The sequence below is a fragment of the Streptomyces sp. NPDC088732 genome, from assembly GCF_044751205.1.
In the GTDB taxonomy this organism is placed as follows: Bacteria; Actinomycetota; Actinomycetes; order Streptomycetales; family Streptomycetaceae; genus Actinacidiphila.
Map to the genome: position 1 here is coordinate 109,894 of NZ_JBIVLI010000022.1, position 26,075 is coordinate 135,968.

At 73.3% G+C, this 26,075-nt stretch carries 26 protein-coding genes and 1 tRNA gene; 16 read left to right on the top strand and 11 right to left on the bottom strand.

Annotated features, from left to right (window positions below; genetic code table 11):
* Nucleotides 1-2: 2 nt before the first annotated feature.
* The 3 genes from ACIP9H_RS32135 to ACIP9H_RS32145 form a co-directional block, all read right to left on the bottom strand.
* Nucleotides 3-779 carry a DUF427 domain-containing protein gene (locus ACIP9H_RS32135; protein WP_401582425.1) on the bottom strand — a complete coding sequence of 259 codons (777 nt, stop codon included), beginning with the start codon at nt 777-779 and terminating at the stop codon, nt 3-5.
* A 58-nt stretch (nt 780-837) separates the two neighbouring features.
* The gene (locus ACIP9H_RS32140) at nt 838-1,275 is read right to left on the bottom strand and encodes a VOC family protein (protein WP_360916652.1); all 438 of its coding nucleotides are present in this window, start codon (nt 1,273-1,275) and stop codon (nt 838-840) included.
* Nucleotides 1,276-1,435: 160 nt separating this feature from the next.
* Nucleotides 1,436-2,398 carry a TIGR03619 family F420-dependent LLM class oxidoreductase gene (locus tag ACIP9H_RS32145; protein ID WP_401582427.1) on the bottom strand — a complete coding sequence of 321 codons (963 nt, stop codon included), beginning with the start codon at nt 2,396-2,398 and terminating at the stop codon, nt 1,436-1,438.
* 127 nt (nt 2,399-2,525) lie between these two features.
* Here ACIP9H_RS32145 and ACIP9H_RS32150 point away from each other — a divergent pair, with 127 nt between their 5' ends.
* From ACIP9H_RS32150 to ACIP9H_RS32185, 8 genes are all read left to right on the top strand, one after another.
* The gene (locus ACIP9H_RS32150) at nt 2,526-3,092 is read left to right on the top strand and encodes a helix-turn-helix domain-containing protein (protein WP_401582429.1); all 567 of its coding nucleotides are present in this window, start codon (nt 2,526-2,528) and stop codon (nt 3,090-3,092) included.
* 96 nt (nt 3,093-3,188) lie between these two features.
* Nucleotides 3,189-3,263: transfer RNA gene (locus ACIP9H_RS32155), tRNA-Trp, on the top strand.
* 97 nt (nt 3,264-3,360) lie between these two features.
* On the top strand, nt 3,361-3,675 hold the full coding sequence (locus ACIP9H_RS32160; protein ID WP_401582431.1) for a hypothetical protein: 315 nt from the start codon (nt 3,361-3,363) through the stop codon (nt 3,673-3,675).
* A gap of 33 nt (nt 3,676-3,708) precedes the next feature.
* The gene (locus ACIP9H_RS32165; RefSeq protein WP_401582432.1) at nt 3,709-4,179 is read left to right on the top strand and encodes an NUDIX hydrolase; all 471 of its coding nucleotides are present in this window, start codon (nt 3,709-3,711) and stop codon (nt 4,177-4,179) included.
* A 121-nt stretch (nt 4,180-4,300) separates the two neighbouring features.
* Nucleotides 4,301-4,879, top strand: a complete 579-nt coding sequence (locus tag ACIP9H_RS32170; protein WP_401582434.1) for an RNA polymerase sigma factor — start codon at nt 4,301-4,303, stop codon at nt 4,877-4,879.
* On the top strand, nt 4,876-5,445 hold the full coding sequence (locus ACIP9H_RS32175) for a hypothetical protein (RefSeq protein ID WP_401582436.1): 570 nt from the start codon (nt 4,876-4,878) through the stop codon (nt 5,443-5,445). The genes ACIP9H_RS32170 and ACIP9H_RS32175 overlap by 4 nt, the downstream gene beginning before the upstream one ends.
* A gap of 378 nt (nt 5,446-5,823) precedes the next feature.
* Complete coding sequence (locus ACIP9H_RS32180; RefSeq protein ID WP_401582437.1) at nt 5,824-6,096, top strand: hypothetical protein; 273 nt, start codon at nt 5,824-5,826, stop codon at nt 6,094-6,096.
* Nucleotides 6,097-6,208: 112 nt separating this feature from the next.
* Nucleotides 6,209-6,799 (top strand): hypothetical protein, encoded by a 591-nt coding sequence (locus ACIP9H_RS32185; protein ID WP_401582439.1) that lies wholly within the window; start codon nt 6,209-6,211, stop codon nt 6,797-6,799.
* Between the two features lie 51 nt (nt 6,800-6,850).
* On the opposite strand, the gene ACIP9H_RS32190 is transcribed toward ACIP9H_RS32185, so the two are convergent.
* Nucleotides 6,851-7,750: a LysR family transcriptional regulator gene (locus ACIP9H_RS32190; protein WP_401582440.1), complete on the bottom strand. Its 900-nt coding sequence runs from the start codon at nt 7,748-7,750 to the stop codon at nt 6,851-6,853.
* A 115-nt stretch (nt 7,751-7,865) separates the two neighbouring features.
* Between ACIP9H_RS32190 and ACIP9H_RS32195 the strand changes: the two genes are divergently transcribed.
* Both ACIP9H_RS32195 and ACIP9H_RS32200 read left to right on the top strand, forming a co-directional pair.
* Nucleotides 7,866-8,897 (top strand): DUF4331 family protein, encoded by a 1,032-nt coding sequence (locus tag ACIP9H_RS32195; protein ID WP_401582441.1) that lies wholly within the window; start codon nt 7,866-7,868, stop codon nt 8,895-8,897.
* 104 nt (nt 8,898-9,001) lie between these two features.
* Nucleotides 9,002-9,574, top strand: a complete 573-nt coding sequence (locus ACIP9H_RS32200) for a GNAT family N-acetyltransferase (RefSeq protein WP_401582443.1) — start codon at nt 9,002-9,004, stop codon at nt 9,572-9,574.
* 213 nt (nt 9,575-9,787) lie between these two features.
* Here ACIP9H_RS32200 and ACIP9H_RS32205 read toward each other — a convergent pair whose 3' ends face one another.
* On the bottom strand, nt 9,788-10,075 hold the full coding sequence (locus tag ACIP9H_RS32205) for a hypothetical protein (protein ID WP_401582445.1): 288 nt from the start codon (nt 10,073-10,075) through the stop codon (nt 9,788-9,790).
* 292 nt (nt 10,076-10,367) lie between these two features.
* On the opposite strand from ACIP9H_RS32205, the gene ACIP9H_RS32210 reads away from it, so the two are divergent.
* The 3 genes from ACIP9H_RS32210 to ACIP9H_RS32220 all read left to right on the top strand — a co-directional run bounded on the left by ACIP9H_RS32210 (nt 10,368) and on the right by ACIP9H_RS32220 (nt 14,716).
* Nucleotides 10,368-10,511, top strand: a complete 144-nt coding sequence (locus ACIP9H_RS32210; RefSeq protein WP_401582447.1) for a hypothetical protein — start codon at nt 10,368-10,370, stop codon at nt 10,509-10,511.
* Nucleotides 10,512-10,650: 139 nt separating this feature from the next.
* Nucleotides 10,651-12,756, top strand: a complete 2,106-nt coding sequence (locus ACIP9H_RS32215) for a restriction endonuclease (protein ID WP_401582448.1) — start codon at nt 10,651-10,653, stop codon at nt 12,754-12,756.
* Between the two features lie 223 nt (nt 12,757-12,979).
* Nucleotides 12,980-14,716 carry a phosphate ABC transporter substrate-binding protein PstS gene (locus tag ACIP9H_RS32220; protein ID WP_401962321.1) on the top strand — a complete coding sequence of 579 codons (1,737 nt, stop codon included), beginning with the start codon at nt 12,980-12,982 and terminating at the stop codon, nt 14,714-14,716.
* A 17-nt stretch (nt 14,717-14,733) separates the two neighbouring features.
* Here the strand turns inward: ACIP9H_RS32220 and ACIP9H_RS32225 are convergent, their stop codons facing one another.
* Nucleotides 14,734-17,541: an ATP-binding protein gene (locus ACIP9H_RS32225; RefSeq protein WP_401962324.1), complete on the bottom strand. Its 2,808-nt coding sequence runs from the start codon at nt 17,539-17,541 to the stop codon at nt 14,734-14,736.
* A gap of 297 nt (nt 17,542-17,838) precedes the next feature.
* Here ACIP9H_RS32225 and ACIP9H_RS32230 point away from each other — a divergent pair, with 297 nt between their 5' ends.
* Complete coding sequence (locus ACIP9H_RS32230; RefSeq protein ID WP_401582451.1) at nt 17,839-19,038, top strand: epoxide hydrolase family protein; 1,200 nt, start codon at nt 17,839-17,841, stop codon at nt 19,036-19,038.
* Between the two features lie 72 nt (nt 19,039-19,110).
* Here ACIP9H_RS32230 and ACIP9H_RS32235 read toward each other — a convergent pair whose 3' ends face one another.
* A complete protein-coding gene (locus tag ACIP9H_RS32235; protein ID WP_401962327.1) occupies nt 19,111-20,208 on the bottom strand; it encodes a ricin-type beta-trefoil lectin domain protein in 1,098 nt (365 codons plus the stop codon).
* Between the two features lie 456 nt (nt 20,209-20,664).
* Between ACIP9H_RS32235 and ACIP9H_RS32240 the strand changes: the two genes are divergently transcribed.
* Nucleotides 20,665-20,859 carry a hypothetical protein gene (locus tag ACIP9H_RS32240; RefSeq protein ID WP_401582453.1) on the top strand — a complete coding sequence of 65 codons (195 nt, stop codon included), beginning with the start codon at nt 20,665-20,667 and terminating at the stop codon, nt 20,857-20,859.
* Here ACIP9H_RS32240 and ACIP9H_RS32245 read toward each other — a convergent pair.
* The 3 genes from ACIP9H_RS32245 to ACIP9H_RS32255 all read right to left on the bottom strand — a co-directional run bounded on the left by ACIP9H_RS32245 (nt 20,834) and on the right by ACIP9H_RS32255 (nt 23,946).
* On the bottom strand, nt 20,834-21,454 hold the full coding sequence (locus ACIP9H_RS32245) for a helix-turn-helix domain-containing protein (protein ID WP_401962331.1): 621 nt from the start codon (nt 21,452-21,454) through the stop codon (nt 20,834-20,836). The two genes, ACIP9H_RS32240 and ACIP9H_RS32245, sit on opposite strands and share 26 nt — an antisense overlap.
* A 67-nt stretch (nt 21,455-21,521) precedes the next feature.
* On the bottom strand, nt 21,522-23,159 hold the full coding sequence (locus ACIP9H_RS32250; RefSeq protein WP_401582456.1) for an alkaline phosphatase D family protein: 1,638 nt from the start codon (nt 23,157-23,159) through the stop codon (nt 21,522-21,524).
* A 115-nt stretch (nt 23,160-23,274) separates the two neighbouring features.
* Nucleotides 23,275-23,946, bottom strand: a complete 672-nt coding sequence (locus ACIP9H_RS32255) for an HNH endonuclease family protein (protein ID WP_401582457.1) — start codon at nt 23,944-23,946, stop codon at nt 23,275-23,277.
* A 558-nt stretch (nt 23,947-24,504) separates the two neighbouring features.
* Between ACIP9H_RS32255 and ACIP9H_RS32260 the strand changes: the two genes are divergently transcribed.
* On the top strand, nt 24,505-25,086 hold the full coding sequence (locus ACIP9H_RS32260; RefSeq protein ID WP_360916597.1) for a TMEM165/GDT1 family protein: 582 nt from the start codon (nt 24,505-24,507) through the stop codon (nt 25,084-25,086).
* A 19-nt stretch (nt 25,087-25,105) separates the two neighbouring features.
* Here ACIP9H_RS32260 and ACIP9H_RS32265 read toward each other — a convergent pair whose 3' ends face one another.
* Nucleotides 25,106-26,074, bottom strand: a complete 969-nt coding sequence (locus ACIP9H_RS32265) for an SDR family oxidoreductase (protein WP_401962340.1) — start codon at nt 26,072-26,074, stop codon at nt 25,106-25,108.
* Between the last annotated feature and the right edge of the window lies 1 nt (nt 26,075).

Here is a 26,075-nt window from a genome sequence, read left to right on the forward strand (position 1 = left end):
CGTCACGTCAACAGCCCGGAGGGCCTCGGCAGCAGTTCTCCGTCGACGTACAGATCAACGCGCTCGTTGAGGAACGCGACCATGCCGGCGATGCGGTTGGCCTGGAATGTCGGCAGGTCGTAGGCCCATGCGATGTCCTCGTGCGGGGCGGCCTCGCCGTCGAACGACCAGTAGCCGCTCGTCGTCCCCTTGTAAGGGCAGCGGGTCACCGTGCCGGAGGGGCGCAGCCTGGTGAAGTCGACGGAGAGACGGTCGAGGTAGTACCGCGTCGGCAGGCCGGTCTCGAACACCTTGACGCAGCGCGGCGCTTCCGCCAGCACGACGCCCTCCAGTTCCACGCGGACGCTGCTGGAGGAGCGGAGCGCGTCCACACGGGAGTAGGGGCTCCGGGGGTGGACGAAGACCGGCTCGTCCTCCTCGAACCAGGAGTCGAGCGCGTCCCACTCGAAGCGGACGGTTCCGTGCAGGGCCTCGGGAGCGCCGTCCTCCCACACCCACGCCGCGCCCTCTCGGACCTCTGCTCCCACCTTGAGGGTGTGGCGCCGTGCGGGTCCGGCGCCGTGCGGCTCGCTGTGTCCTTCGTCGACGAGTTCCGCGTCGACCATGTCGCGGACCGGGATGCTGAACTGGGGATAGGCGGGCCACTCCCATACGTAGAGTGCGCGCCGCGTGTCGAAGGCGACGCGGCCTCCCAGCGTCCCCCTGATACGGCGGGGGACGGGCTCGACATGCCCGACCGGCGCGATCAGGCTCGGGTGCCGGACATTCTCCGTGGTCATCGTGAGTACCTCGATCAGTGGTGGCCGCTCGGCGGGGGCAGGGGTACGGGCCGGTGGGTCAGCCGGCATGGAGACCTCGGAGCAGGCCGGTGGACTGACCCACCTCGATCAGGTAGCCGTCCGGATCGCGCAGGTAGCAGCGGAGTTCCGCACCGCGGTCGAGGGGCTCCGTGAGGAAGTGAGCGCCCTTGGCGACCGCATGGGCGTGGAAGGCGGCCATGTCGGCGACGCGGACATTGAGAAAGCTCGACACCCGCTCGGTGCTCTGCGGCACTTCAAGAGTGACGCCGGGTTTGTCGGGTGTAGGGCCGCCCCCGGGATTCATGATGATCCAGCTGTTGGCCACCTTCACGATCGCCGGGTTCTCCTCCATCACGACCTCGCCGCCGAACACGTCGGCGTAGAAGGTCCGTGACCTCTCCACGTCACGTACGGTCAGGAAGTGCGTGACAAGGAGTCCTTGTTGCGGGGCGGGCAGATCGCCATGAGCCGTCATGGTCCGTCATCCTCACTGTGCAGAACGCGTGATCGCAGAGGCCGCCGCTGTGGCTGCGAACCGGCGGCTGCCTCCTCCGGCACCCGCCGCACCAAAGAGACCGATCACCCCCGGCGTATGTGACACCCGCCGGACCGGCGGCCGACGGTACCCACGCGCTTCAGGGCGCGAAGGCGCCGAGGCGGTCGGCCGCCTCGATCACCTCGCCGAGCAGCTCCAGCCACGGGTCCACGTCCGCGGCCTGCAGGCCCACGCCGAGCCCGAGGCCCTGGCCGCCGGCCAGGTACACCTGGGTCACGCCGGTCTCGCGGGCGGCCACGAGGTCCTCCGCGATCTGCCGGGGCGATCCGCCGAGGAAGGGCCGGCCCTCCCCCATCGGCTCGCGGGTGACCGGGGTCGGCCACGGCACCTGGTTGACCACCATGAGGTCCGCCGGGTCACGGCCCGCCTCCCGGGCGGCGTCATGGAACGTGGAGACGATGCCGCGCAGTTCCTCCACCGAGGAGGTGATCGGGATCAGGCCGTCCGCGATCCGGCCGGCGCGCTTGACGGCGGCCGGCGCGTTCGCGGCCAGCAGCACCGGAATGCGGGCCTGGACGGGCTTGGGGTTCACCTGCGACGGCGCGATCCGGTAGAACTCGCCGTCGTGCCGGACCGGGTCCGGGCCCCATGCGGCCCGCATCGCCGTGATGAACTCCTCGGTACGGGCGCCCTTGCGGCCGACCGGCACGTTCGCCGTCTCGAACTCGTAGTGCTGCCAGCCCTGCCCCAGACCGGCGACGACCCTGCCGCCGCTGAACCGGTCCAGGGTGGCGAGCCGGCGGGCGAGCATCACGGGCACGTGCAGCGGCGCCACGAGGATCGCGGTGCCCAGCTTGATCCGCTCCGTCACGGCGGCGATGTGGCTCAGCGTCTCCAGCGGCTCGTACGTCGAGCCGTAGAACTCCGGCAGCATCTGGGGTTCGCCGCCCGTCCACAGCACGATCTTGTCGAGCGGGCGCAGCAGGCGCTCGAACGTCCACAGGGCGGCGTAACCGAGCCGTTCGGCCTCGACGGCGACCTTGACGATCGTCTCGGGCGAGGTCTGCGGCCCGGCGGTGGGCAGTGCGAGACCGAGTTCCATGGGTCCTCCAACGTGTGGAATGCACAGGCGGGTCGACGGGGAGCCGCCGCGTGAGCGCAGCGCCGCGGACGCCGCCCGGATCTGCCGGCTGTCCTGCCGGACCGGCCTTTTCTCGTATAGTAGACCTGTGTCCAACATAGTAGATCCCCTGGTCGTTCAGATCGCCGCTCGCATCCGCGGTGAACGGGAGCGGCGCCGATGGACCCTGGCGCAGCTCGCGGACGCTTCCGGCGTGTCCCGCGCCATGATCAACCGGGTCGAACGCGCCGAGAGCAGCCCCACCGCCGTCGTGCTCGGCAAGCTCGCCGCCGCCTTCCAGGTCCCGCTCTCCGCCCTGCTCATCCCGGCCGAGGCCGCAGGGGTGCACCGGATCGCCGACGCCGCGGAATGGCACGATCCCGCCACCGGCTATCGCCGGCGCCAGATCACCGGACCGCGATTCCCCGCGGACATCGCCGAGGTCCACCTGCCGCCCGGCGCCCGGGTGCCGTATCCGGCCGCGTCCCTGGCGTTCCAGCGGGAGGCCGTCTGGGTCCTCGAAGGCCGGCTGACCTTCCACGAGGGCGACGTGGTGCACGAACTCGGCCCGGGCGACTCGATCGAGGTCGCCGAGCCCGTGGCGTGCGTCTTCGCCAACACCAGCGATGCCGAGTGCCGCTACGCGGTCGTCCTCGCCCGCGTCGACAGGCCGTGACCTCTGTCCGGGCCGATGCCGGGTCACTGAGCGTGCCGGACCGCGGGCGGTGGGTCGTCAACGCCGGCGGCACGAAGGCTAGGATCGCCCCCGGGCGAAGCCGTAGCGCAGAGGCAGTCGCGCGCGGTCTCCAAAATCGCGAGGACGCCGGTTCGAATCCGGTCGGCTTCGCCCGCCTGGTCCGACATCCCTCCTGGAAGGGCACGGCTGTGGCGTACGCAGTGGGCGTCTTCGACGACGCCTCGCGGCTGACGGCCCCCGCAGCCCCGTGACCGCCGAACTGCCGCTCTTCGCGGAGGTCTTTCCCGAGTCGGCCGCCGACATCCTGCGCCTGCTGGAGCCGGACGGCGGGGTCCTCACTGAGCAGATCCCGACCCTGCGGTTCTACGGCGCATGCGACTGCACACCCGCATGCCGCACCCTCCTGACGGCACCGAAGGGCTCACCCACCCCCTGCCTCTGTGCGTTGGACGAGGACGACGAGGTGGTGATCCTGCTCGGCATCGACCCGACTGAGACGGTCGTCGTCAACGTCGAGGTCCTGGACGGAAGGGACCTGGGCGACGCCGCACCGCGCCCCTGACCGGGAACGAAGCCCTGTGCGAGGCTGGGACGCATGGCCCGCGTCGACTACTTCAACGACCCGAACGCCCCCGAGGCGAACAGCATCGTCCCGTCGGTCACGGCCGTCGCCCTCAACGGCGCCGGGGAGATCCTCCTCATCCGCAGGACCGACAACAACCTGTGGGCACTGCCGGGCGGCGGGATCGACATCGGGGAGTCCGCGGCGGCCGCGGCCGTACGCGAGACGAGAGAAGAGACCGGGTTCGACGTCGAAGTGACCGGCCTGGTCGGCATCTACACCGACCCGGCGCACGTCATGGCCTACGACGACGGCGAGGTGCGCCAGCAGTTCTCGATCTGCTTCCACGCCCGCATCACCGGCGGCGGACTCCGCACCAGCAGCGAGAGCAGGGAAGTGGCCTTCGTCCACCCGGGCTTGCTGGACGGGCTGGACATCCACCCGTCCATGCGGCTGCGGATCGACCACGGACTGGCCCGTCGCGACGCGCCCTGGATCGGCTGACCGCCGCCCACGGTTCCGGGCGGTCCCGCCCCGAAGCCGGCGGACCGAGTTCGCCGGGGGCGGTAAGAATCCTTGCCCGGCCGTACATCTCCTGATTGACGGACGACATCACGGAGGTGCAGTGAAGCGACGACGGACAACCGTCGACGACGCCGCCCGGGACCAGGCGCTGGAGGCCCTCTACACGGCGCATGCCGACCGCGTGCTCGGATACCTGCGGCACCGCACGGACCGGGAGACGGCCGAGGAGATCCTCTCGGAGACCTTCGTGCTGGCCTGGCACAAGTACGGCGCCGTTCCCGACGACGCACTGCCGTGGCTGCTCGCCTCGGCCCGGCGGCTGCTGGCCAACCGGGTGCGGTCCGACCGGCGGTACCTCGCGGCGACCGCGCGCATGGCGGCGTTGGCCGACCGGCCCGGGAGCGAGGAGATCGGGGACGCGATCGGGACCCGCTCCGAAGTGGGCGCCGCGCTGCTGACGCTCTCCGAGACAGACCGTGAGGCGCTGTTGCTGAGCGCCTGGTACGACCTGACGGCGCGCCAGGCGGCCGCGGTCATGGGCTGCACGGCCGCCGCCTTCGCCGTACGCCTGCACCGCGCGCGGAAACGCTTCAGGGCCGCGCTGACCGAGGCGGACCCCGCAACGCCTGTCCCCGGTACTCGCCGGCACCCTCACTTCGCCCGGCAGGAGTCGGTATGAAGAAGACCCCGGGCACGACCCGGCACGCGCCCGATCTCGCCGCCGTCCGGGCCGTGCGCCCCGACGACGGCACCGACGGCTGGGCGGAGTCCGCCGCGGGCCGCCGCGTCCTGCACGACGTCCTGCGACGCGCCGCCGAGGAGCCGTCCCCCGCGCGCGGTCCCCGGAGCCGACGCCGCCTGTTCCTGGTCGCCGGTGTAGCCGCCGCACTGCTCGGGGGCGCCAGTACGGCGGCCGTCGCGACGCTCGGGCCGTGGGGGCAGGACGGGACCAGGGTCATGTGCGCCCGTACATTGACGGCCGAGGCGGACCTCAGTGAACCGCCGCCGGGGTTCGAGAAGGACTTCGATCCGCACGACCCCACGCGTACCTGCGCGGCGGCCTGGGGCACGATGTGGCAGGGCAGGCCGCAGCCGGCCCGGTTCGCGGCGTGCTGGTTCCCGATCTCTCCGCCCGCCCCCGGCGGGCGTGTGCGCGGCGCGCCGGTCGTCTATCCGGCGGACGGCTACCCCACGGACCGGGCGGCCTGCGCGGCCATCGGCTCCACACCCGTGGCGAGCGGTTGAGGACGGCCGGCACACCGCCCCTGCCTTCGTCGGCCGGCCGCCGGGAGCGGCAGGTCCGCGGGGCCGCCGGCCGGTGCCGTCACGGAGGCGGCCTCGTGTACTCCGGCCGCGAAGACGGTCCGTCCGGGGCCCGCCGCGCGCAGCAGGGCAGCAGGGCAGCAGGGCAGCCGACGATGCCGACTCGGCGCGGAAATCGTCAGGTTCCGGTGCGTCGGCGGTCCCCTGGCGTTGTGCCGGATGGGCCGCTGCCGGGCCGGAGTGCGCGTGGCAGTGGGCTGTTCTAGTGTCGGAGGAAGGAGGGGTGGTGCTGCCGAGCCGCGCTCGTCCTACCGCTCGGCGCCTCGAATCCCCGACCAGCCCGGAGAGCAGGTGCCTCCCATGCGTATGTCGGCCCGCTTCGCCGGTGTCCTCACCGGTCTGACCCTCGCACTCGGCGGCGGCGCCTTCGCCGTCCCCGTCGCCCACGCGGACATCCCGGCCTGCACGAACATGGTCCGGCAGACCGGCGTCGAGGTCACGGACGCCGTCAGAACGGCCTGCACCCAAGGTGTGCACGGCGACCTGAGGGGGTGCGTGAACGCGCTGACCGGGGCCGGCGTGCCGGGCGGCGCCGCGACCGGTGCCTGCCGCGCGGCGGCCAACCCCCCGTGACGGGATCGCGGTCGGTGACAGGCCCCTGGATCAGGGTGGGTTGACCGGCCCCCGGGCATCGTGGGCGCGATGCGGTGGCCCGGGCATTCGGGGGCATGCGACGGTTCGGTCCATGGGCAACTCGGCGGCATATCCCGTCCTCCGGACCACCGACGCGACCGCGGCGTTCGCGCAGGCCTCTCGCCTGCGCGCGCTGCTGGCCGAATGCGAGGACGAGGTAGGGCTCTTCGCCCAACTGCGGACGGTCGCGGACCTGCGGCGGATGGCTGCGGTCCTGCCCGAGGCCGCCTTCGAGTACACCGGCAAGCGCAGCGGCCCGGCCGGCGAGGCAGCCCTGCTCGGTATCGAGGTGACGGCGGCGGACGACCCCGCACTGGAGCGGCATCTGCCGTTCGATCTCATGGTGGACGTTCCCGGAGGAGGTGTGGAGGAGCGCTTCGCCGCGGTTCTCGGCCGCGGGACGGCGGCCATCAGCTGGCGCGGCATGTGGCCGGACGATCCGGAGACCGGTCGCCACGGGTCCTTGAAGTACGACGGCGTCCAGGTGGTGTTCCACGGCAACAACCCCCAGTTGGGCCCTCCTTGGGCCGCTGACCACACCGTCCACGTCCATGTGGACAGGCTCGGTGACCTGGCCCGGGCCCGGAAGCTCGCCGCACACATCGGCGGCCAGGTCCTGGGTGGGCCACTGCTCGGATGGTGACGAACCGTGACCCCCGGCACGTTCGGTGGACCACGTCGCCGATGCCGCCGGTCAGGCGCGGGCCGCGATGTGGAGCAGTTCCTCGACCGCGCCGGTCAGCGGGCGGTCCTCGGGCCATACGGCGCGCAGCCGGCGCCGCAGGTCGGCCCCCGTCACCGGGACCTCGACGATGCGGCCCTCGGCCAGGTCGTCCCGGACGCTGATCGCGCTGAGCACGGCGGGACCGGCGTTTTCGGCCACGGCCCTGCGGATCGCGGCGTTGGCGTCCAGCACCATCAGGGGCCGGACCGGCTCGACTCCCGCGCCGGCGAGCACGCGCTCGATGGTCTCCCGTGTGCCGGAGCCCACTTCGCGGACGATCAGGCGGGTGCGGGCCAGTTCGGCCAGGTCCACCGGCTCCTGCCGCCGTGCCCAGGCGTGCTGCGGCGCGACCACGACGGCCAGCCGGTCGGCGCCCACCTGCCGGGAGCCCAGCCCGGAGGGCACCGTGGGCGCCTCGAGGAAACCCAGGCCGATACGGCCACTTGCCGCGAGCGCGGCGACCTGTTCGGAGTTGGTCACTTTGAGGCTGACGCAGACGTCGGGCGACCGCCGCTGAAGCGTGCCGATCCAGCGCGGTACGAAGTGCTCGGCCAGCGTCATGCTGGCCGCCAGGTGCAGGTCGAGGGCGTGGTCCCCGCGCAGCGCGGCAACGCCCACCATCATCGAGTCGACTTCGGCCAGCACCCGCCCCGCCCACTGGCACACCGCCTTGCCCTCGGTGGTCAGCGCGGACCCGCGGGTGTCGCGGCTCACCAGCGTCAGCCCCAGGCGCCGTTCGAGCAGGGTCAGGCGCTTGCTCGCGGCCGGCTGGCTGATCCCCATCCGCTCGGCGGCCCGGCCCAGACTGCCGAGTTCGGCGACCAGCGTCAGCAGCAGGAGACTGCCCAGGTCGGGAGGCGCATCGCTCATAACCTCAGTTTATGAGGGCATTCCCCATTGGGCAGTACCGGGCAGCCGCCCGCCCCGCGAGGATGGCGCAGTAGGGAAAACGCCGAAGAAAAACCGAGAGAATCAAGGACCGACCATGTCGCATCATCTCGACACTCCGCTGGCGGCCCAGAACGGTCAGCTGTTCATCGACGACCTGTATGTCTTTCCCGGTGAGCGCAGCACGGTATTCGTCATGGACGTCAATTCCGACATCACCGGTGTCTACGCCCAGCCGGGATTCCACCCGGAAGCGCGTTACGAATTCAAGGTGCATTTCGACGGCGCCGATTTCGAGACCCTGACCTACCGGGTCTCCTTCGGCGAGCCCGACGAGGACGACCGGCAGACCCTGCGGCTGCACGTCCTGACCGGGGACGCGGCGCGCGAGGACTCCGCCGACGGCGACCTGGTCCTGGAGGGCCGCACCGGTGGGACGGCCGCCGCGGACGGCATCCGCGTCTGGGCCGGGCGCATCTCCGACTCCTTCTACATCGACCTGTCCCTGCTGGCCGTCGTCAACGGCGCGGTGGCGAAGGGGTCGGCGGTGGACCTCTCCGACTGGCGTCCGGGCGAGGCGCGGAACAGCTTCACCGGCACCACCGTGGAATCGATTGTGCTCGAAGTGCCGCACGAGGACGCGCGGCTGCGTCCCGGGGCGCGTACGGGCGTCTGGTGCGCGACCAAGCTGGCCACCGACGCCGGGGGGTGGCGGCAGATCAACCGCGGCGGGCACCCGATGATGTGGCCCATCTTCTGGCCCGGCGACACCGACTTCAGCAACCCCGCCAACACCCGGCACCCCTCCGAGGATCTCGCCGCCGCCGGCGACGTCGTCGCGGGCCAGGTCGCGGCCGTCGTCGCGGCCACCGGGACCAGCGGCGACCCGGAGGGCTACGGCCGGACCGTGGCGCGGGAGTTGTTCCCCGACGTGCTGCCCTACGTCGTCGGAACGCCCGCGACCTACGGCTTCGCCACCCGCAACGGCCGTACCCCGGCCGACAACGCGCCCGAGGCGATGCTGTCCCTGGTGACCAACACGGCGGTGCCGTCGGGACTCAGGCCGTCCGTCTCCGAGCACCTGCGGACCGACCGCTTCCCCTACGTCGTGCCCGTGGCACGGTCGTAGCCGGCCCGGCCGTCCTCCCCTCCGCGGCGCATGCGTCGCGGAGGGCTTCCGCGGCAGGCGATATCGCGTTGCCGGCCCCGGCCGGGCCGCGAGAGCATCCGCGCATGGAGGAGCCTGCCGAAAGCCTCAATGCCGACCGGGTCGAACTGCGCCGGTGGCGCGGGAGCGATCTCGACGCCCTGCACCGGGCGATCGACGAATCCCTCGACCATCTCCTGCCGTGGATGCCCTGGGCGGCAGACCACGGCAGACCGCAGACCGCCGCGTTCCTGGCCCGGGTCCACGACGAGTGGGAGAGCCGGCAGACCTTCGCCTACGCGATCACATCGGGCGCGACCGTGATCGGCGGTTGCGGGCTGCACCGCCGTATCGGTGCGGGCGGCCTCGAGATCGGCTACTGGATTCACCCCCGGTGGACGGGACAGGGCCTCGCCACGGCCGCCGCGGCCGCCCTCGTCCGCGAGGGCTTCCGGCTGACGGGCATCGACCGCATCGAGATCCACCACGACGCGGCCAACCGCGCCAGTGGCGCCGTCGCGCGCCGCCTGGGTTTCACCGAGGTCGAGCGCTTCCCCGTGCCGGAGGGGCCTGCCGCCCCGGGTGAGGTGGGGGTCGACGTCATCTGGCGGACGACGGCGGACGCACGGCACGTCGGCCGGCAACTCGGCCTCCAGTGACCGGGCTGACCGCTGTCGCGGCGGACCCGTACCGCGTAGCGGCGCACGGGTCGCGTCGCCGGCAATGGGTTGCTCCGCAGGCGCGCTCCTGTCCTGCCGTGGGTCAGGCACCCTCGGCCGCGGGGGGGGACCGCCGCAAGACCTCGCGGAACGTGCTGCCGGGCCCCGGGGCGTCGCGGGGATCGTGCCCGTCACAACGCCCCCCGCCCGGTCTCAGTCCGTCAGGGCGTAGAGGACGGCCCCGACCAGGAGCCAGACGAGGTAGACGGCCACGACGACCCCGGTCATGGCGAGTGCCTTGAGCGGTGTCGAGAACTGCTTCCTGGCGATCGAGGTGTTGGCCGCGACGCCCAGGAAGCCGATGCCCGCGCCCAGGGCTCCGCCGATGAACAGGCCCAGCGGCAGCACCGACAGCAGCCACTGCCACCATGTGAGCCCGCGGAACTTCGACCAGACATCGGTCTTGCCGAGATCCGGCGCGGCACCCTTGACCCGCTGCATGTGACGGCCCCTCCCCCACTGTTCGAGGGCCGTAGTGTGCCACAGACATATGTCGGTCCGGGTACCGCGGAAAACCACCTGCGGCGCCGGCACACCGCACGCGACCATCAGGGGATCCCCGCCCGCCGCCGCGTGACGCCCACGACAGGCCCTCGCGATGATCTACGACCTTCTCCTCGTCGACCCTCGCCGCCGCCCTGGCGGCCGTACTGGACGTGCCGGTGAGCGGGGTGGACTTGGGGCACGAGGACGGTGACGGGGCGCCGCACGGCTCCTGTCGGCCCTGTCCGAGGTGGACGACGTCTTCGCCGCGTCGACCGTGGACGACCCCGGGCACGTCCTCGTCCGTGAGCTGGCAGGTCACGACGGCGACCGGGTCGAGCGCGGCTGGTGGTGGTACCGGCGCCCGGACCCGTTGCCGTGGCGGGACGCCTGATGCCGCGCGGGAGGCAGAAGCGGGTGTCCGGCCCATGGGAGTGAGGCCGGATACCGACTAGGGTGTCCGATTGTTGCCGGTGGGGAGCCGGCGGACGGTTGCGGGTGGGACGACGGTGTCCCGGGGGAGGACCAGCGGCATGAGTCGTCGTTCCAGCGGGTTGGCCGGCATCTGGGCCGAGGCGCAGCGCCAGCAGCAGCGGCAGCGCGAGGCGCAGCTGCGTTCGCAGGTGCAGCGCCAGAGGGATGCGGAGCGGCAGCAGCGCGCCTACGAGCGGGACATGGCGCGCGGGCATCGTGAGCAGCAGGCGGCGTACCGGCGGCACCGCGAGGCGGACGCACACCGGCGGACCGAGGAACTGGACGCGCGGGTCGCGTCCCTGGCGGGCCTGCTGGCTTCCGGCTGCCGGGCCCCGGCGTTCCGGTCGGCCTCGCTCACCCGGCCGGAGCAGGTCGAGGCGTTCGCTCCGGGCCCCCTGGCCCTCCCTCTCCCGATGCCGGACCCGAACCAGTACCAGGCCCAGGGCGGTTGGGGACTGACGGCGCACCGCCGTGACCGGGCGCAGGACGAGGCGCGGGCCCGGTTCGAGCGCGACTGGCACGCCGCCCAGGCCGCCGAGGCCGAGCGGCAGCGCCAACTGGCGGCGTACCGGCAGCAGTACGACCAGTGGGCGGCCGCCCAGCTGGGGGAGATACGCCGGCACAACACCGCGATGGCTCAGATGGCCACGGCACTGCGCAACGGGGATCCCGAGGCGGCCGTGGAGTACTTCTCCGCGGCGCTGTACGCGTCCTCGGCGTGGCCCGAGGCGATGCCGCGGCAGTTGTCCGCCGCCTACGACCCGGCCGGACGGCAGCTGGTCGTGAACTGGGAGCTGCCGAAGTACGGCATCGTCCCGGAGGCGAAGTCGGTGCGCTACATGCCGTCCACGGACCAGGACAAAGAGACGGCCCGCCCGGTCGCCCAGCGGCGGGCGCTGTACCGCGACGTGCTGGCGCAGTGCGTGCTGCTGGTGCTGCGCGAGCTCTTCGCGGCCGACGAGTTCGGGGCGCTGGAGTCGGTGGCGCTGAACGGCTTCGTGGACGACCACGACCCGGCGACGGGCCGGCGCGCCGAGCTCGTCCTGGCGACGGTCATGGCCGCGCGCCCGGCCTTCACCGCGCTCGACCTGGAGCAGGTGAACGCGGTGGACTGCCTCGTGGACGGCCTTCGCGGGCAGCTGTCGGCGCGCCCCGACCAGCGCACCGCGGTGCGGCCGGGCCGGGTGCCCGGCGACGTCGGCGGGGACGTCGTCTCGCACGGCGGGGACGACGAGCCGGACCTGTACACCATGGATCCGATCGCCTTCGAGTCGCTGGTCGCGGACCTGTTCCGGGCGATGGGCATGCGCGCGGTGACGACGCAGCGCTCGAACGACGGCGGTGTCGACGTCGAGGCCGACGATCCCGCCCCGATACGGGGCGGGAAGATCGTCGTGCAGGTGAAGCGCTACCGCAGCACGGTGCCGCCGACCGCCGTCCGCGACCTGTACGGCACCGTGCAGGACGCCGGCGCCAACAAGGGCGTGCTCGTCACCACCTCCGGGTTCGGCCCGGGGTCCCGTACGTTCGCCAACGGCAAGCCGCTGGAGCTGGTGTCCGGGGGCGAACTGGTCGACCTGCTGCACCGCCACGGCCTGCGCGGCAGGCTGGGCGACGGCGCGCCCGCGCAGCGGCCGGCCCGCACGCCTCCTCCCGCGGCGCCGGAGGTGGAGCGGCCCGCCGACCACAACGTCCTGGGGATGTCGTGGTCCGGCGCTGTCGCCCTGGACATCTGCGCGCTCGTCTGCCAGGGCTCCCGGGTGCTGAGCGACGACCACTTCGTCTTCTACAACAACCCCCGGACGCCGGAGGGTTCGGTCCGCTCGGTCGAGGAGGCCGCCCCCGACAAGGCGGCGATCCGGGTCGCCTTCGACGCGCTGCCGGAGCGGGCCGACCGGCTGGTCCTGGTGGCGGCGGTCGATCCCGTCGCCAATGCCGACGCCGACCTGTCGGGTTTCACCGATGCGGGCATCCGGCTCCTGGACTCCTCGGGCGCCGAACTCGACCGCCTGGAGGTGTCCGACGGCCGCCCCGGCGAGACCGCGCTGGTCCTCGGCTCGTTCCGCCGCCGCGCCACCGGCGACTGGGACTTCGTCATCGGCGGCAAGGGCTACCCGGGCGGCCTGGAGGCGCTGGTCCAGGAGTACGGCATCGAGGTGGCGTAGCGAGCTGCCGGTGGTGCCCGCGCCGGCCGTACCGGCCGCGGGCGGCTCCCGGGGGCTCAATTGCGTTCCGGCGGGGCCGCGTTCGTTCGTACTTCACCTTTCCTTCGGCCGTGGTTGCCGCAGGCCGCGCATCCTTGCGCGGATGCGGCCGGGACCCTGGGGAGGCGGTGCCGGATGTCGCGCGGGCACGGGCAACCGTGCTCCAGAACGAAGAGGGCGGACGATGGCACGGTCGAACCGGGCGGCAGTACGGAGCAGTTCCTCGCAGGCGCGGGTCAGGCGCGGATTGAGGGGCACGGCCGCCACGGCGACCGCGGTGTTCGTCGTCGCTCTCGCCGGCACCTCACCCGCCGAGGCCGACTCCGCCGCGCCGGTCTCCGGGGCCGGTTCGACGTGGGCGCAGAACACGATCGACCTGTGGCGGGCCGGGGCCGCCCGGCACGACGTCCGGGTCGCCTACAGCGCGACGGGCTCCGCCGACGGACGGAAGCAGTTCCGTGACGGCACGGCCGACTTCGCGGTCACGGAACTGCCGTACGGCACGGACGCCGACGACACGCCGCCCACCAGGCCCTACGCCTATGTCCCCGTCGTGGCGGGCGGAATCGGCTTCACGTACAACCTGCGTGTCGACGGCAAGCGCATCACCGACCTGAGGCTGTCCAGCGCGACCGTGGCGGGGATCTTCACCAGGGCCATCACCCGGTGGAACGATCCCGCGATCCGCGCCGACAACCCGGGCATCACGCTGCCGGACCTCGCGATCACCCCGGTCGTCCGGTCCGACGACGCCGCCACCACGGCGGGGCTGACCCAGTGGCTGGACCACGAGCAGCCCGCGGCGTGGAGCGCCTACTGCGCGGCGGCCGGACGCGGTGCGGACTGCGGCACGACCGCGCTCTTCCCGACCGTGCCGGGTGACGTGGCCCTGGCGGGCTCGAACGGCGTGACCGGCTATGTCGCCCTGCCCGCGAACAACGGCTCCATCACCTACGCGGAGTCGAGCTACACGCTGGCCACGAACCTCACGACGGCCAGGCTGCTGAACGTCTCGGGCTACTACACCACCCCCACGGTCGGCGCCGTCGCGGTGGGCCTGTCCACGGCCACGACCGGCCCCTCCGGCATCGTCGACGCCACCGCCGCGTACACCAATCCGGACCCCCGGGCCTACCCGCTCCCCCTCGTGGGCCATCTGATCGTCCCGACCGCGGCCGACGACCGGTTCACGGCCTCGCAGGGACAGGAGCTCGGCACGTTCGGCTTCCACGGCCTGTGCCACCAGCAGGACGCCGCGCGCATGGGCAACGCCCCGCTGCCCCCCGGGCTGGTGCGTGCCGGTCTCGACACGGTGCGCCGCATTCCGGGTTCCTCGCTCGACCGGGACCAGGTGTCGGACTGCGTCGCCGCGGCCGCGGTCGTGCTCCAGAACGCGCCCCAGCCGCGGGCGTGCGACCGCATGGGCGGCCCGCCGTGCGACGACAGCGCGCCGGGGCACCGGATGGCGACGATCTCGACGACCCTCGAACCCGGGGCGCTGCTGCTCTCCGTCGCGGGCGACCCGCACGTGGAGCTGCCGACCCCGGTGCTCGACGCGTCGGGCGAGTTCCTGCACACCACGGGGCAGTTGGCGCCGGTCACGGTCACCGACACCCGGCCCGGCGACATCGGCTGGACGGTCACCGCCCAGGCGGGCGACTTCGCCGACCTGGCCGGCAACACCATCGACGCGAACCACCTGACCTGGACCCCCACCGTCCTCAACCACGGCAACGTCCGGACCGTCACGGCGGGCGACCGGATCGCGCCCGGGGACGGCACCGGCCTGAAGGACATCCGGACCCTGGCCACCGGCGTCGGCCCCGGCACCGCGGACCTCGGGGCCGGGCTCGCCCTGGACGCCCCGACGTCCACGCCGCCCGGCACGTACACCGCGGTCCTGACCCTGACCCTCATCTGACACCGCGCGCCGGCCCCTCACGGCGGGGAGAGCACCGAGCGGAGCTGTCTGCGGGAGCTGACTCCGAGCTTGGCGAACACGTTCCCGAGGTGCCACTCCACCGTGCGCGGGCTGATGAACAACCGCGCGCCGATCTCACTGTTGGTGTGCCCGTCCCTGGCCAGCCCGGCGACCTGGGACTCCTGGCCGGTGAGTTCGGTCGCGGTGTCGGCCGCCCGCTTCCGTACGGTCTCTCCCGTCGCCAGAAGCTCGCGGCGGGCGCGTTCGGCGAAGCCGTCCGCCCCGAACGCGCCGAACGCCTCGTAGGCGGTGCGCAGTTGGGTACGGCTCTCCTGGCGGCGGTTCCGTCGGCGCAGCCATTCGCCGTACAGCAGACGCGCGCGGGCCAGGTGCACGGCGATCCGGCAGCGCGCGAGGCGGTCGATCGCCTCCCGGTAGAGCGCGTCGGCGGCCCGGTCGTCGCTCAGCAGGGCGCGTGAGCAGGCCTCGACACCGAGCGCCCACTCGGTGCCGCCGGCGCGGGTGCGCGCCGAGAGGCTTTCGAGCGCCGGCGCGGCGAGCTCCGGCCGCCCGCTGCGGGCGGCCGCCTCGATCAGCTCGACCAGGGCCCACCCGTGGAAACCCGGCTCCTCGTACCGGCAGACGTGCGTCGCGGCGTCCAGGGCGGCGTCGTAGTGGCCGAGGCCGTTCTCGAGGACCGCGGTGGCGTACTCGGCGAGACTGAGCACGCGTCCCTCACCGCGGGCGGCCACCTCCTCGGCGGTGGCCCGGATGAGTTCCCGCGCCGGGGCCTCGTGGGCGCGCCAGGCGGCGAGCACCAGTGAGGTGTACATCATGGGGACGCCGCCGACGGCCTCCGAGATCGCCGTCGCCTCGTCGATCAGGGCCTGCGCGGTGTCGAACCCGCCGGCGAACACGTGGAAGCACGCCAGGTACGTCAGCGACATCGGGAGGACGGCGAGCGCCCCCGCCTCACGGGCGATGTCCACCGCGCCCGTGGCGAGTTCCCGCCACGCGTCGTCGTCCCACAGCTCGGGCGCGAGCGGTTCCGGGGTCACCCGGCACGCGAGCCACAGCCACCGCCTGTCCGGGTCCGTGGCACCCGCCCCCTGCTCCTGCCGGACGACGCGCAGCGTGTGCCGGACGGCGTCGGCGCCGGCGGCGTGGCCGTCGACGACCAGGCGGGCCACGCTGTCCAGGAGGACGTCGACCACCCGTGGCGGCGAGGGCGGCGGCGGCCCCGCGCGCACCGCCTCGGCCACCTCGCGCAGCCCGGGTCCCGTACTCAGCCGGCCCGCGAACATCGCCGCACCGAACGCCTCCAGCAGGGTGTCCCGGGCCAGGACGGCGTCGAGCGGCGCGAGCCGACGCGCGGCGTCGAGCAGCAGCCCGGGGGCATCGCCGCCACGTTCCTGCGAGAACACCAGCCGGGCCCGCAGCCGCTCCAGCCGGGCCCGCTGGAGGACGTCCAGCGGGCCTGCCTCCGCGACCGCCAGGAGGTCGTGCGCCTGGTCGGCCCCGCCGGCGTCGATGGCGGCCTGGGCGGCCGACAGCGCGCGGGCGACACGCCGGGCGGGACCCGGCGTCAGCTCCGCCGCCCGTCCCAGGAACGAGGCGGCCGCGGCGGCTCCGCCCCTTCGCTGCGCCCGGCCCGCCGAGCGCTCCAGATCGGAGGCGACGCTCTCCTCGGGCCGGACCGCCGCGTGCGCGCGGTGCCACGCCCTGCGATCGGGATCGAGGTGGGGATCGGTGGCCTCGGCCAGGGCACGATGCGCCGTACGGCGATTCGGCGCGGGGGTCCTTCGATAGACCGCGGAGCGGACCAAGGGGTGGTGGAAGCGCACCCGTGCGCCGAATTCCACGAGCCCCGCGGCCTCGGCGGCGGCCCCGGCGTCCGCCGGTATCCCCTGCAGCCCCGCCGCGCGCCACAGCAGACCCGCGTCCCCGGTCGGCTCGGCCGCGGCGGTCAGCAGCAGCCGCCGGCTGTCCGGCGGCAGGGAGCGGAACCGCTGGTGGAAGCAGCCTTCGATGCTGCCGGCCACGGGGCGCCCCTCGGGAAGCCAGAATCCGCCCGCCAGCTCGGCAGGACTCAGTGCGGCGGGAAGCTGCAGCAGCGCCATCGGGTTGCCGTGCGCCTCGGCGACGATCCGGTCCCGGACCAGTGGGTCCAGGGGCACGTTCACGACCGAGGTGAGCAGGGCCCGTGCGTCGCGCTCACTGAGACCGCCGAGGCGCAGTTCCGGCAGGCCGGCCAGGGCACGGTCGCCCTCGGGTTCCCGCACCGCGAGGACCAGGGCGACCGGTTCGGCCATCAGCCGCCTCGCGGCGAACGCCAGGGCCTGCCCGGACGCGTCGTCCAGCCACTGCGCGTCGTCGACGAGACAGGCCAGCGGCCGGTCCTCGGCGGCACGCGCGAGCAGGCCCAGCACGGCCAGGCCCACCAGGAACCGCTGCGGCGGCGCCGCTTCCCCCTCCCCACCCTCCTGGCTCTCCTGCTCCCGCAGACCGAACACAACGGACAGGGCGTTCCGCTGCGGTCCGGGCAGCTCGTGAAGCCGGTCCAGCAAGGGTGCGCAGAGCTGGTGGAGGCTCGCGAACGGAAGCTCCATCTCCGACTCGACGCCCGCCACAGAGACGGTGAGGAACCCGGCGGCCCGCCGGGCGGCATGGTCCAGCAGGGCGGTCTTGCCGATCCCCGCCGCGCCACGGAGCACCAGTACGGCGCTGCTGCCCGCGGCGGCGGTGGTCAGCACTCGCTCCAGTGCGGCCAGCTCCGGATCCCGGCCGTGAAGTGCGACCTGCGTGTCGACAGCGGGTGCGCCCATGGATCGACTTCCTGATCCGCTCCTGGTGCGTTGGACAGCCGGTGGGGCGGGGGGACCGGATCCGGCGCGGTCGGCACTGCGCCGCGCCCCGCCGGCCGGGCTGCCCGCCCGAGGGCCGCCCATTTCATGCATTTTATCCCTTTGGGCATGTCATCGACCGTCGGGACCCCGGGGATCCCCGGGGTGTGCGGCCCCGGGGACGAACCCCGGGGGTTCCCCTGGGGCGACCCCGATCCGCCCGGTCCATCGTGGACGGGCCGGCGGCACCGAGCCGCCGACGACAGCGAGGAGAAGCACATGCCGGTGACCCCCGAAGAGACAACGATCCGCCCGTTCACGTTCGAGTTCCCCGACTCGGTGCTCGAGGACCTGCGGGCGCGGATCGTGGCGACGCGCTGGCCCGAGAGGGAGACCGTCGCGGACCAGTCGCAGGGCACGCAGCTCGCGACGATGCAGGAACTCGCACGCTACTGGGCCACCGAGTACGACTGGCGCAAGGTCGAGGCGAAGCTCAAGGCCGTGCCGCATTTCGTGACCGAGATCGACGGGCTGGACATCCACTTCATCCACGTCCGCTCCCGGCACGAGAACGCCCTGCCGCTGATCGTCACGCACGGGTGGCCCGGCTCGGTCGTCGAGCAGCTGAAGATCATCGAGCCGCTCACCGACCCCACCGCGCACGGCGGCGACGCCTCCGACGCCTTCCACGTGGTGATCCCGTCGATGCCCGGCTACGGCTTCTCGGGCAAGCCGACCGCGAAGGGCTGGGGTCCCGAGCGCATCGCGAGCGCCTGGGGCGAACTGATGAAGCGCCTGGGCTACACCAAGTACGCCGCGCAGGGCGGCGACTGGGGCGCGGTGGTCACCGACCTCATGGGTGTGCAGGAGCCCGAGGGCCTGGTCGGTATCCACACCAACATGCCCAAGGTGATCCCGCCCGCCATCGAGGCGGCGATCCTGGCCGGCAACCCGCTGCCGTCCGACGTCGTCCTGGCCGACGACGAGGAGAAGGCCGCCGTCGAGCAGCTGGACTTCGTGTACCGGCACGTCTACTACGCCTACATGATGGGCTCGCGCCCGCAGTCGCTGACCGCGCTCGCGGATTCGCCGGTCGGCCTGGCCGCCTTCCTGCTCGATCACGACGCGGCCAGCCTGGCCCTGATCTCCCGGGCCTTCGACGGAGTGACCGAGGGCCTGTCCCGGGACGACGTCCTGGACAACATCACGCTCTTCTGGCTGACGAACACCGCGATCTCGGCGGCCCGTCTCTACGCGGAGAACACCACCCCGTTCTTCGGCGCCAAGGGCGTCAAGCTGCCGGTCGCCGTCAGCGTCTTCCCCGACGAGCTCTACCAGGCGCCCAGGAGCTGGGCCGAGCAGGCCTACCCCAACCTCGTCCACTACAACCGGCTGCCCAAGGGCGGTCACTTCGCCGCATGGGAGCAGCCGGAGCTCTTCGTGGACGAGGTCCGCACGGGCCTTCGGTCGCTGCGCTAGTCGATCGGACGCTTCCCGAAGACCTCACCACAGCGTCGTGGCGGGGCCCTCGGGGGCCGGTGCGCGTACGGCTCAGTGGGCGGTGAAGCGCTGGCCGGCGGAGCTGTTGCAGGTCCGCAGCTGCAGCCTGGTGCCGTTGACACCCGGGGTGACCGCGAGGGCGACGCACTTGCCGGCCTGGATGTTGACCAGCCGGTGCGCGGAGTCGAACCGGAACTGCTGGGCTCCGGTGCCGTTGCAGTCGGCGAGCTGGATCCCCGCGCCGTCGTCCCGCGAGCCGCCGACGACGTCCAGGCACCGGCCCACGGACCGGATGCTCGTGTCCGGCTTGAGCCGCCAGGTCTGCTGGGGGCTCCCCGTGCAGTCCCACAGCTGGACCGGCGTGTTGTTCGGGGTGCTGTTGTCGATGCAGCGGCCGGAGGCGGGGTTGAGGATCGCCCCGTCCGGAACGGTGTCGTGGACCGGGGCACCGGTCGCCGAGGCGGTCGGCGAGGCGGTCGACGCCGGCTGGTGCGCGGTGCCGTCCGGCTTTCCGCCGCTCCGCTCCGGGGACGGGGTGACGCCGCCGCTGTCGCGGGCGCTCGCGCTGCTCCCCGGTTCCTGCCGCGGCCTGGTCGTGGCGGAGGGCGACTGCGAGGCGGACGGACTCACGGGGGCGGCGGCCTCCGCGGGTGCCTGCCCGCCCGAGCCGGCGACGGACGCCGCGCCCCGGCTGTCCCCCTGGACGGCGCGCACGGCGAACGGGACGCACGCGAGAACGGCCGCGGCCAGGACCGCGACGACGAGGACGGTACGGCGGGACCGGCGGCGGCGGGCGTCCTGCGCCACCTCGTCGGCGGGGCCTGCCACCTGGGCCGATGCCGCGTCCGCGGCCTCCCCTGCCGCCAGGCGCGGCGCGAACGCGAGCCCCGCCGCGAACCCGTCGGCGAACGTGGACCCGGACTCCCCCGAGGGGTCCGCGGCCTCCTCGGGGATCTCCGCGGCCCGCCGGGACCGCTCCGTCACGGTCCGGCCCTCGCTCCAGTCCGCGGGCGTCGCACTCGTACTGGCGGCTGCCTGGGCGATAGCGGTCGTCCTCTGCGTCCGGCGGGGCAGCGGCGCGGAACCGGCGGACGGGGTCGCCCGGGTCTCGTCGGCTGCCGCCGTCCCGTCGTTGGGAGAAGCCGTCATTGCGTCCTTCCAGGATCAGAAGTGGCGGGAAGAAGCCCGGCCGCACGAAAAGGGGATCCGCCGCCTCGTCCGTCCTGGGCCCCCCGCGCCGGCGAACTGGCCGGCCGCGGGCGGCCGGACGGCATTCGAGGACCCCTTCTTCTGCCTGGGGAACGCAGATACGGCGAGCGGCGCCAGCCCGTGCTGCGCCTTGTGCCTTGGAGTACGGCGCCTCGGGGAGCGCCGTACGGACCCTAGCATTCGACGCCTGCTGACACGGTGTGGGAGAGCGCACACGCGGATGGCCGGCGAGCACCTGTTGACGGCCTGTTGACGAACCGCAGCGGTGGCTTGGGTGACCGGTCCCCGAACGCTTCGGCACCGCCCCCGGTCCGGATGCCACGGTGTGGACGGGAGCCGCCCACGTGTCACACCATTCCGGGCGGGATGTCACAGGCCGCGCATACCGTCACCGGCATGGCGACCAGACCTTCCGGCCAGTGGTGTGACGGCGTTGCCCAGGAGGCGCGCGAGCTCGCGGCCGGGACGATCGACCCGGAGTGCGCGTACCTCGACCTGGCCTTCGCGGAGCACGGGATCGACGTCCCCGCCCTCGCCGCGCACAGCGGCGTCGGACGGTACGAGATCAGCGACCGGTGGCGCGCGTGGTGACGCCGGACGAGGCGCCCGCGCGCGGGGCGGCGCGCACCTGCATGCGCTCGCCCCGGCGGCCGAACAGGCTGAGGATCTCCACGGGGTGGTCGCCGGCGCTGCCGAACCAGTGCGGCGTGCGGGTGTCGAACTCGGCCGCCTCGCCGGCGCCGAGCACGGCGTCGCGGCCGTCCAGGACCAGGCGCAGCCGCCCCGCCAGGACGTAGAGCCACTCGTGCCCCTCGTGGACGCGCGGGTCGGGCTCGCGCTGGGCGGCGGGGATGATCACCTTCCAGGCCTGGAGGGCGCCCTGCCGGCCGGTCAGGGGGACGACGGTCCTGCCGTTGACCCGGCGCGGGATCAGGGGCCCCTGTTGGTCGCCGGACGCGGGGGCGCCGATCAGTTCGTCGAGCGGCACACGGTGTGCCCGGGCGATGGGCAGCAGCAGTTCGAGGTTCGGGCGGCGCCCGCCGGTCTCCAGCCGGGACAGCGTGCTCCGGGAGATGCCGGTGGCCTCGGACAGCGCGGCCAGGGTGACGCCCCGCCGGGTGCGCAGGCGCTTGAGCCGGGGGCCGACCGCGGCAAGGGTGTCGGCGATCGCGGGGGCGTGGTCCACGCCCCCATTCCACCGCGCTCGTCCCGGGGTGGGCAATCCCTCCTTGCCGTCCGGCCGTTCAGTCCGTTCAGTTGGCGAGTCGGGTGTCCAGCACCGTCTCCAGCCGTGCCTTGGGCTCCTTGTCCCGCGTCTGGTCCAGCCGCAGGTGCGCGGTGCGTCCGCGCAGGGTCAGTGTCATCAACTGGTTGCCGAACCAGGGGCCGCCGAGTTTGCGCCAGGTCAGCGAGGTCGCGCCGGCGCGCCCGTGGCGGGTCAGGAGGCGGCCGACGAGGCGGGCGGGGCGGGTCCAGGCGAGGCGGAAGGCCAGGCGCATGAAGCCGGGGATCGTGTTGTGCACGGGTGAGCAGGTCAGCTGGAGGATGCGCGCGGGCAGCGGGGCGCCGGGCCGGTGGGCCTCGGCGGTGTAGGCGTGGTGGACGTCGCCGGACAGCACGCAGATGGTGGCGGGGGCGTCGGGGTGGTCCGCGGCGGCGGTGAGCATGCCGGCAAGGTCGTCGAAGGAGTCGGGGAACGCGGGCCAGTGCTCCAGATCGCCCGCGCGGCGCAGGCGTTCGCCGCGGTGGCGCCAGCGGTGGCCGCGGTTGCCGCGGACGAGGGCGGAGCTCCAGACCTCGACGTCGTGCACGGCGTGCGGGAGCAGCCAGGGCAACGAGGTGCCGATGAGAAGGTGGTCGAACGCGCCGTCCGGGTGCGTCTGCTCGCGCAGCCAGTCGAGTTCGCCCGGGTCGAGCATGGCGCGGCGTTCCTCGGCGAGGACCCGGGCGGCACGGGAGTCGACCATGAGCAGCCGCGTGCGGCCGAGGTCGCGGCGGTAGCTCCAGCGGTTGTGCGCGGGGTCGGCGTCGGCACGGGCGGCGAAGGCGCGGAGCACCTCGGTGCCGTCGTCGTCGGCCCGTATCGCGGCGAGGAGTTTGTCGCCCGCGAGTTCGGCGGGGCTGAGGTTGCCCAGGTGCTGGTGGACCCAGTACGAGGCGAGGCCGCCGACGATGCGCTCCTGCCACCACGCGGTGCCGCGCATCCCCTCGCGCCAGGTGTGGGAGGTGTTCCAGTCGTCGATGACGTCGTGGTCGTCGAAGATCATGCAACTGGGCACGGTGGACAGCAGCCAGCGGATGTCGGGGTCGAGCCAGGACTCGTAGTAGAGGCGGGTGTACTCCTCGTAGTCGGCGACCTGGTCCCAGGGCGGTTCGCCGAGGTCGCGGCGCCCGGCGAGCCAGGCGCGGGTGGCGGCGGAGGTCTCGTCGGCGTAGATCTGGTCGCCGAGCAGGACGAGGAGGCCGGGGCGGGGCGCGGTGCCCTCGGCTATGTGGTGGGCGAGGGTGTCGAGCGCGTCGGGTCCGATCGGGTCGGGCTCGTCGGGCGGCGGCGCGGCCCAGCGGCAGGAGCCGAAGGCGACGCGGAGTTCGCCGCCCTCGCCGGCGGGGGTGTCGATGGTGCTGGGCGGGTACGGGTAGGAGGACGCGGGCAGCGGCCAGACCTCGTGGCCGTCGAGCAGCACCCGGTAGGGGGTGCTGGTGCCGGGGCGCAGCCCGGTGACGGTGACGATGGCGTAGTGGTGCCCGGCGATCTGCCAGGTGCGTTCGCTGCCGGCGGAGCCGTCGTCGCAGCGGATCTCGGCGGTGGCGGGGCGGTCGGCCTCCAGCCAGACGGTCGCGGTGTCCTCGTCCACGTATCTGAGCAGTGGGCCCAGGCGCAGCTCTGCCATGCGGTCGGCCTTCCCTCCGTCGTCACTGGGTACGGACGTCGGAGGGAAGGCGCGGGTTCCCGGTCGCGGTCCCGGCGGCCGGAAGGTGGGGGGACGACGGCCGGGGGCGGGTGGGTCAGCAGCCGTTGAGGACGCTGGTGAGCTTGTTCTTCTCGGCGGTGTCGACGGACAGGCCGTAGTAGTACTTCACCTGGACCCAGGCGCGGACGTAGGTGCAGGCGTAGGCGGTGCGCGACGGCATCCACGTGGCCGGGTCCTGGTCGCCCTTGGACTGGTTCACGTTGTCGGTGACGGCGATGAGCTGCGGGCGGGTGAGGTCGTTGGCGAAGGACTGGCGCCGGGCGGTGGTCCAGGCGGAGGCGCCGGAGTCCCAGGCCTCGGCGAGCGGCACGAGGTGGTCGATGTCCAGGTCGGAGGCGGCGGTCCAGGTGGCGCCGTCGTAGACGGAGTACCAGCTGCCGCTGGTGGCCGAGCAGGAGGAGTTGGTGACCACGCCGCTGCCGTCGCGCTTGAGGACGGTCTCGCGGGTGTCGCAGGCGCCGCTGATGGTGATCCAGTGCGGGAAGAGGTCGCGGTTGTAGCCGGTGCGGTTCTCGGTGGCGACCTTGAGCGAGGCCAGGTAGCTGCGGGCGGTGGCGGCGCTGACGGGCGTGGGGAGCGCGGCCTGGGCGGCGGGGCCGTTGAGGGTGCCGAGGGTGGCGAACAGGCTGGTGAGAGCGGCGAGCAGACCCAGGGATCGACGCGCGTAGACACCGCGGCGCGAAAGGGCGAGGCGTATCCGGGACATGGGGGAACTCCCTTGGACGTGGGGGTGTTCGGCCCTTGGAGCCGTCGGCCATCCTTGTGTCGCGACGTTGCGTGGGGGCGTGCGACAGGTAACAGCCTGCCGACATGGACACGTCATGTCGAGGGTTGTGGCGCGCCGGGATTCCCCCTCACCCGGATGTGGCGTCGGTCACAGCGCCCGCGCACCGGGACCGCCGCTCCGCCCAGCCAACTCCCCTGCCAAGTGGGCCCCTTGGCGCCGCGGCCCCTGCCGGACCGCGCCGGAGCGCACAGCCCGGCGGCCGGTAGACTGGGAGCAGCAGAAGGGGAGTAGCTCCTCGCCGGACCGTCGACATACTGCCCGTCCGTCGCCCGTCCACCACCCGGTGGAATGTGCTCGCGCACAACGGATGACGGCCAGGCCGGCGCCCGGAGCCCGGTACACGCGTCGTCGTCGCCCACGGGGCGGGACGGCGGACCGGGCCAGCGAGACCTTCGGCCGCAGTGTCAGACGCTGCCGTGCCGAAGCGACCCCTTGACCGGAGTTCCTGGTGCGGCCCGAACCCAGAGGAACCGTCCGTTGTTCAGCCTCACCGTCGCCGCCATCACCTTCGGCGTCATCTTCCTGGCCGAGTTGCCCGACAAGACCGCTCTCGCCGGCCTGATGCTCGGCACGCGCTACCGGGCCTCGTACGTCTTCTGCGGCGTGGCCGCCGCCTTCCTGGTCCACGTGGCGCTGGCCATCGCCGCCGGCAGCGTGCTGACGCTGCTCCCCCACCGCTGGGTGCAGGGGGTGGTGGGCCTGCTCTTCCTCGCGGGCGCGGCCGTGCTGCTGTTCAAGAAGGACGACGACGAGGAGGAGGTCAAGGCCCCGGCCGACCAGAGCTTCTGGAAGGTCTCGGGCGCCGGCTTCATGCTGATCCTGGTCGCCGAGTTCGGTGATCTCACGCAGATCATGACGGCCAACCTCGCCGCCCGCTACGACGACCCGGTCGCCGTCGGACTCGGCGCCGTGCTGGGCCTGTGGGCCGTCGGCGCGATCGGCATCCTGGGCGGCCGCACCCTCATGAAGCACGTTCCCCTGCGGCTGATCACCAAGGTCGCGGCGGCCGTGATGGTGGCGCTGGCGGGCTTCAGCCTGTACGAGGCGTTCGCCGGCTGAGTCCCGCGCCGCCCCGGCCTCATTTTCCGGAGCGGTCCCGGGCCACGGCGGCCCCGGCGGCCGGGGCGGGCAGGGCGACCCCGGTCAGCCGCTCGGCCTCGGCCCACAGCCGGGCGTTGACCGCGGGGTCCTGGGCCCGGCGCGTGATGCGGGCGGGGGCGGTGGGGCCGACCAGGCCCAGGCGCGCGCCCGGTCCGTAGTAGCCGCCCGCGACCGCGTCGGGGCTGGTCGCCGCGTACAGCAGCGGTTCGGTCCCCGGCTCGACGTCCTGCGAGGGCAGCAGCGAATTGAAGGCCCGGAGCACCGGGTTCGGCCGGTACGGCGTCTCGCGCCCCAGGCTCGCCCCGGCGGTCTGCAGATTGGTGCGCGTGTAGCCGGGGTGGGCCGCGGTGCTCAGCAGGTGCCAGCCGCGCTCGGCCGCGACGCGGGCCAGCTGGACGCTCATGATCAGGTCGGCGAGCTTGGACTGGCCGTAGGAGCGGAAGGGGTGGTAGCGGCGGCGCTCCCACTGGAGGTCGTCGAAGGCGATGCGGCCGAAGTTGGCGGTACCGCTGCTCATCGTGGCCACGCGGGGCGCGGGCGCGGCGAGCAGTGCGGGCAGCAGGCGCAGGGTGAGCGCGAAGGGGCCGAGGAAGTTGCTGCCCATCTGCAGCTCGAAGCCGTCCGCCGTGGTCATCCGGGTGGGCGGGGACATCACTCCGGCGTTGTTGACCAGCAGGTCGAGCGGGGTGCCGTCGGCCGCGATCGCCTCGGCGAAGGCCTCGACGGAGGCGAGGTCGGCCAGGTCGACGCGGCGCACCTCCAGCCGGGCCTGCGGATGCCGGGCGAGGATCTCGGCGCGGGCCTGTTCGCCCTTGGCGGGCGTGCGCACGGCCAGGACCACGCGGGCGCCCGCCGCGGCGAGCCGGCGGGCGGCTTCCTTGCCGGTGCCGCTGTTGGCTCCGGTGACGACGGCGAAGGTGCCGGAGCGGTCGGGGACGACGTACATG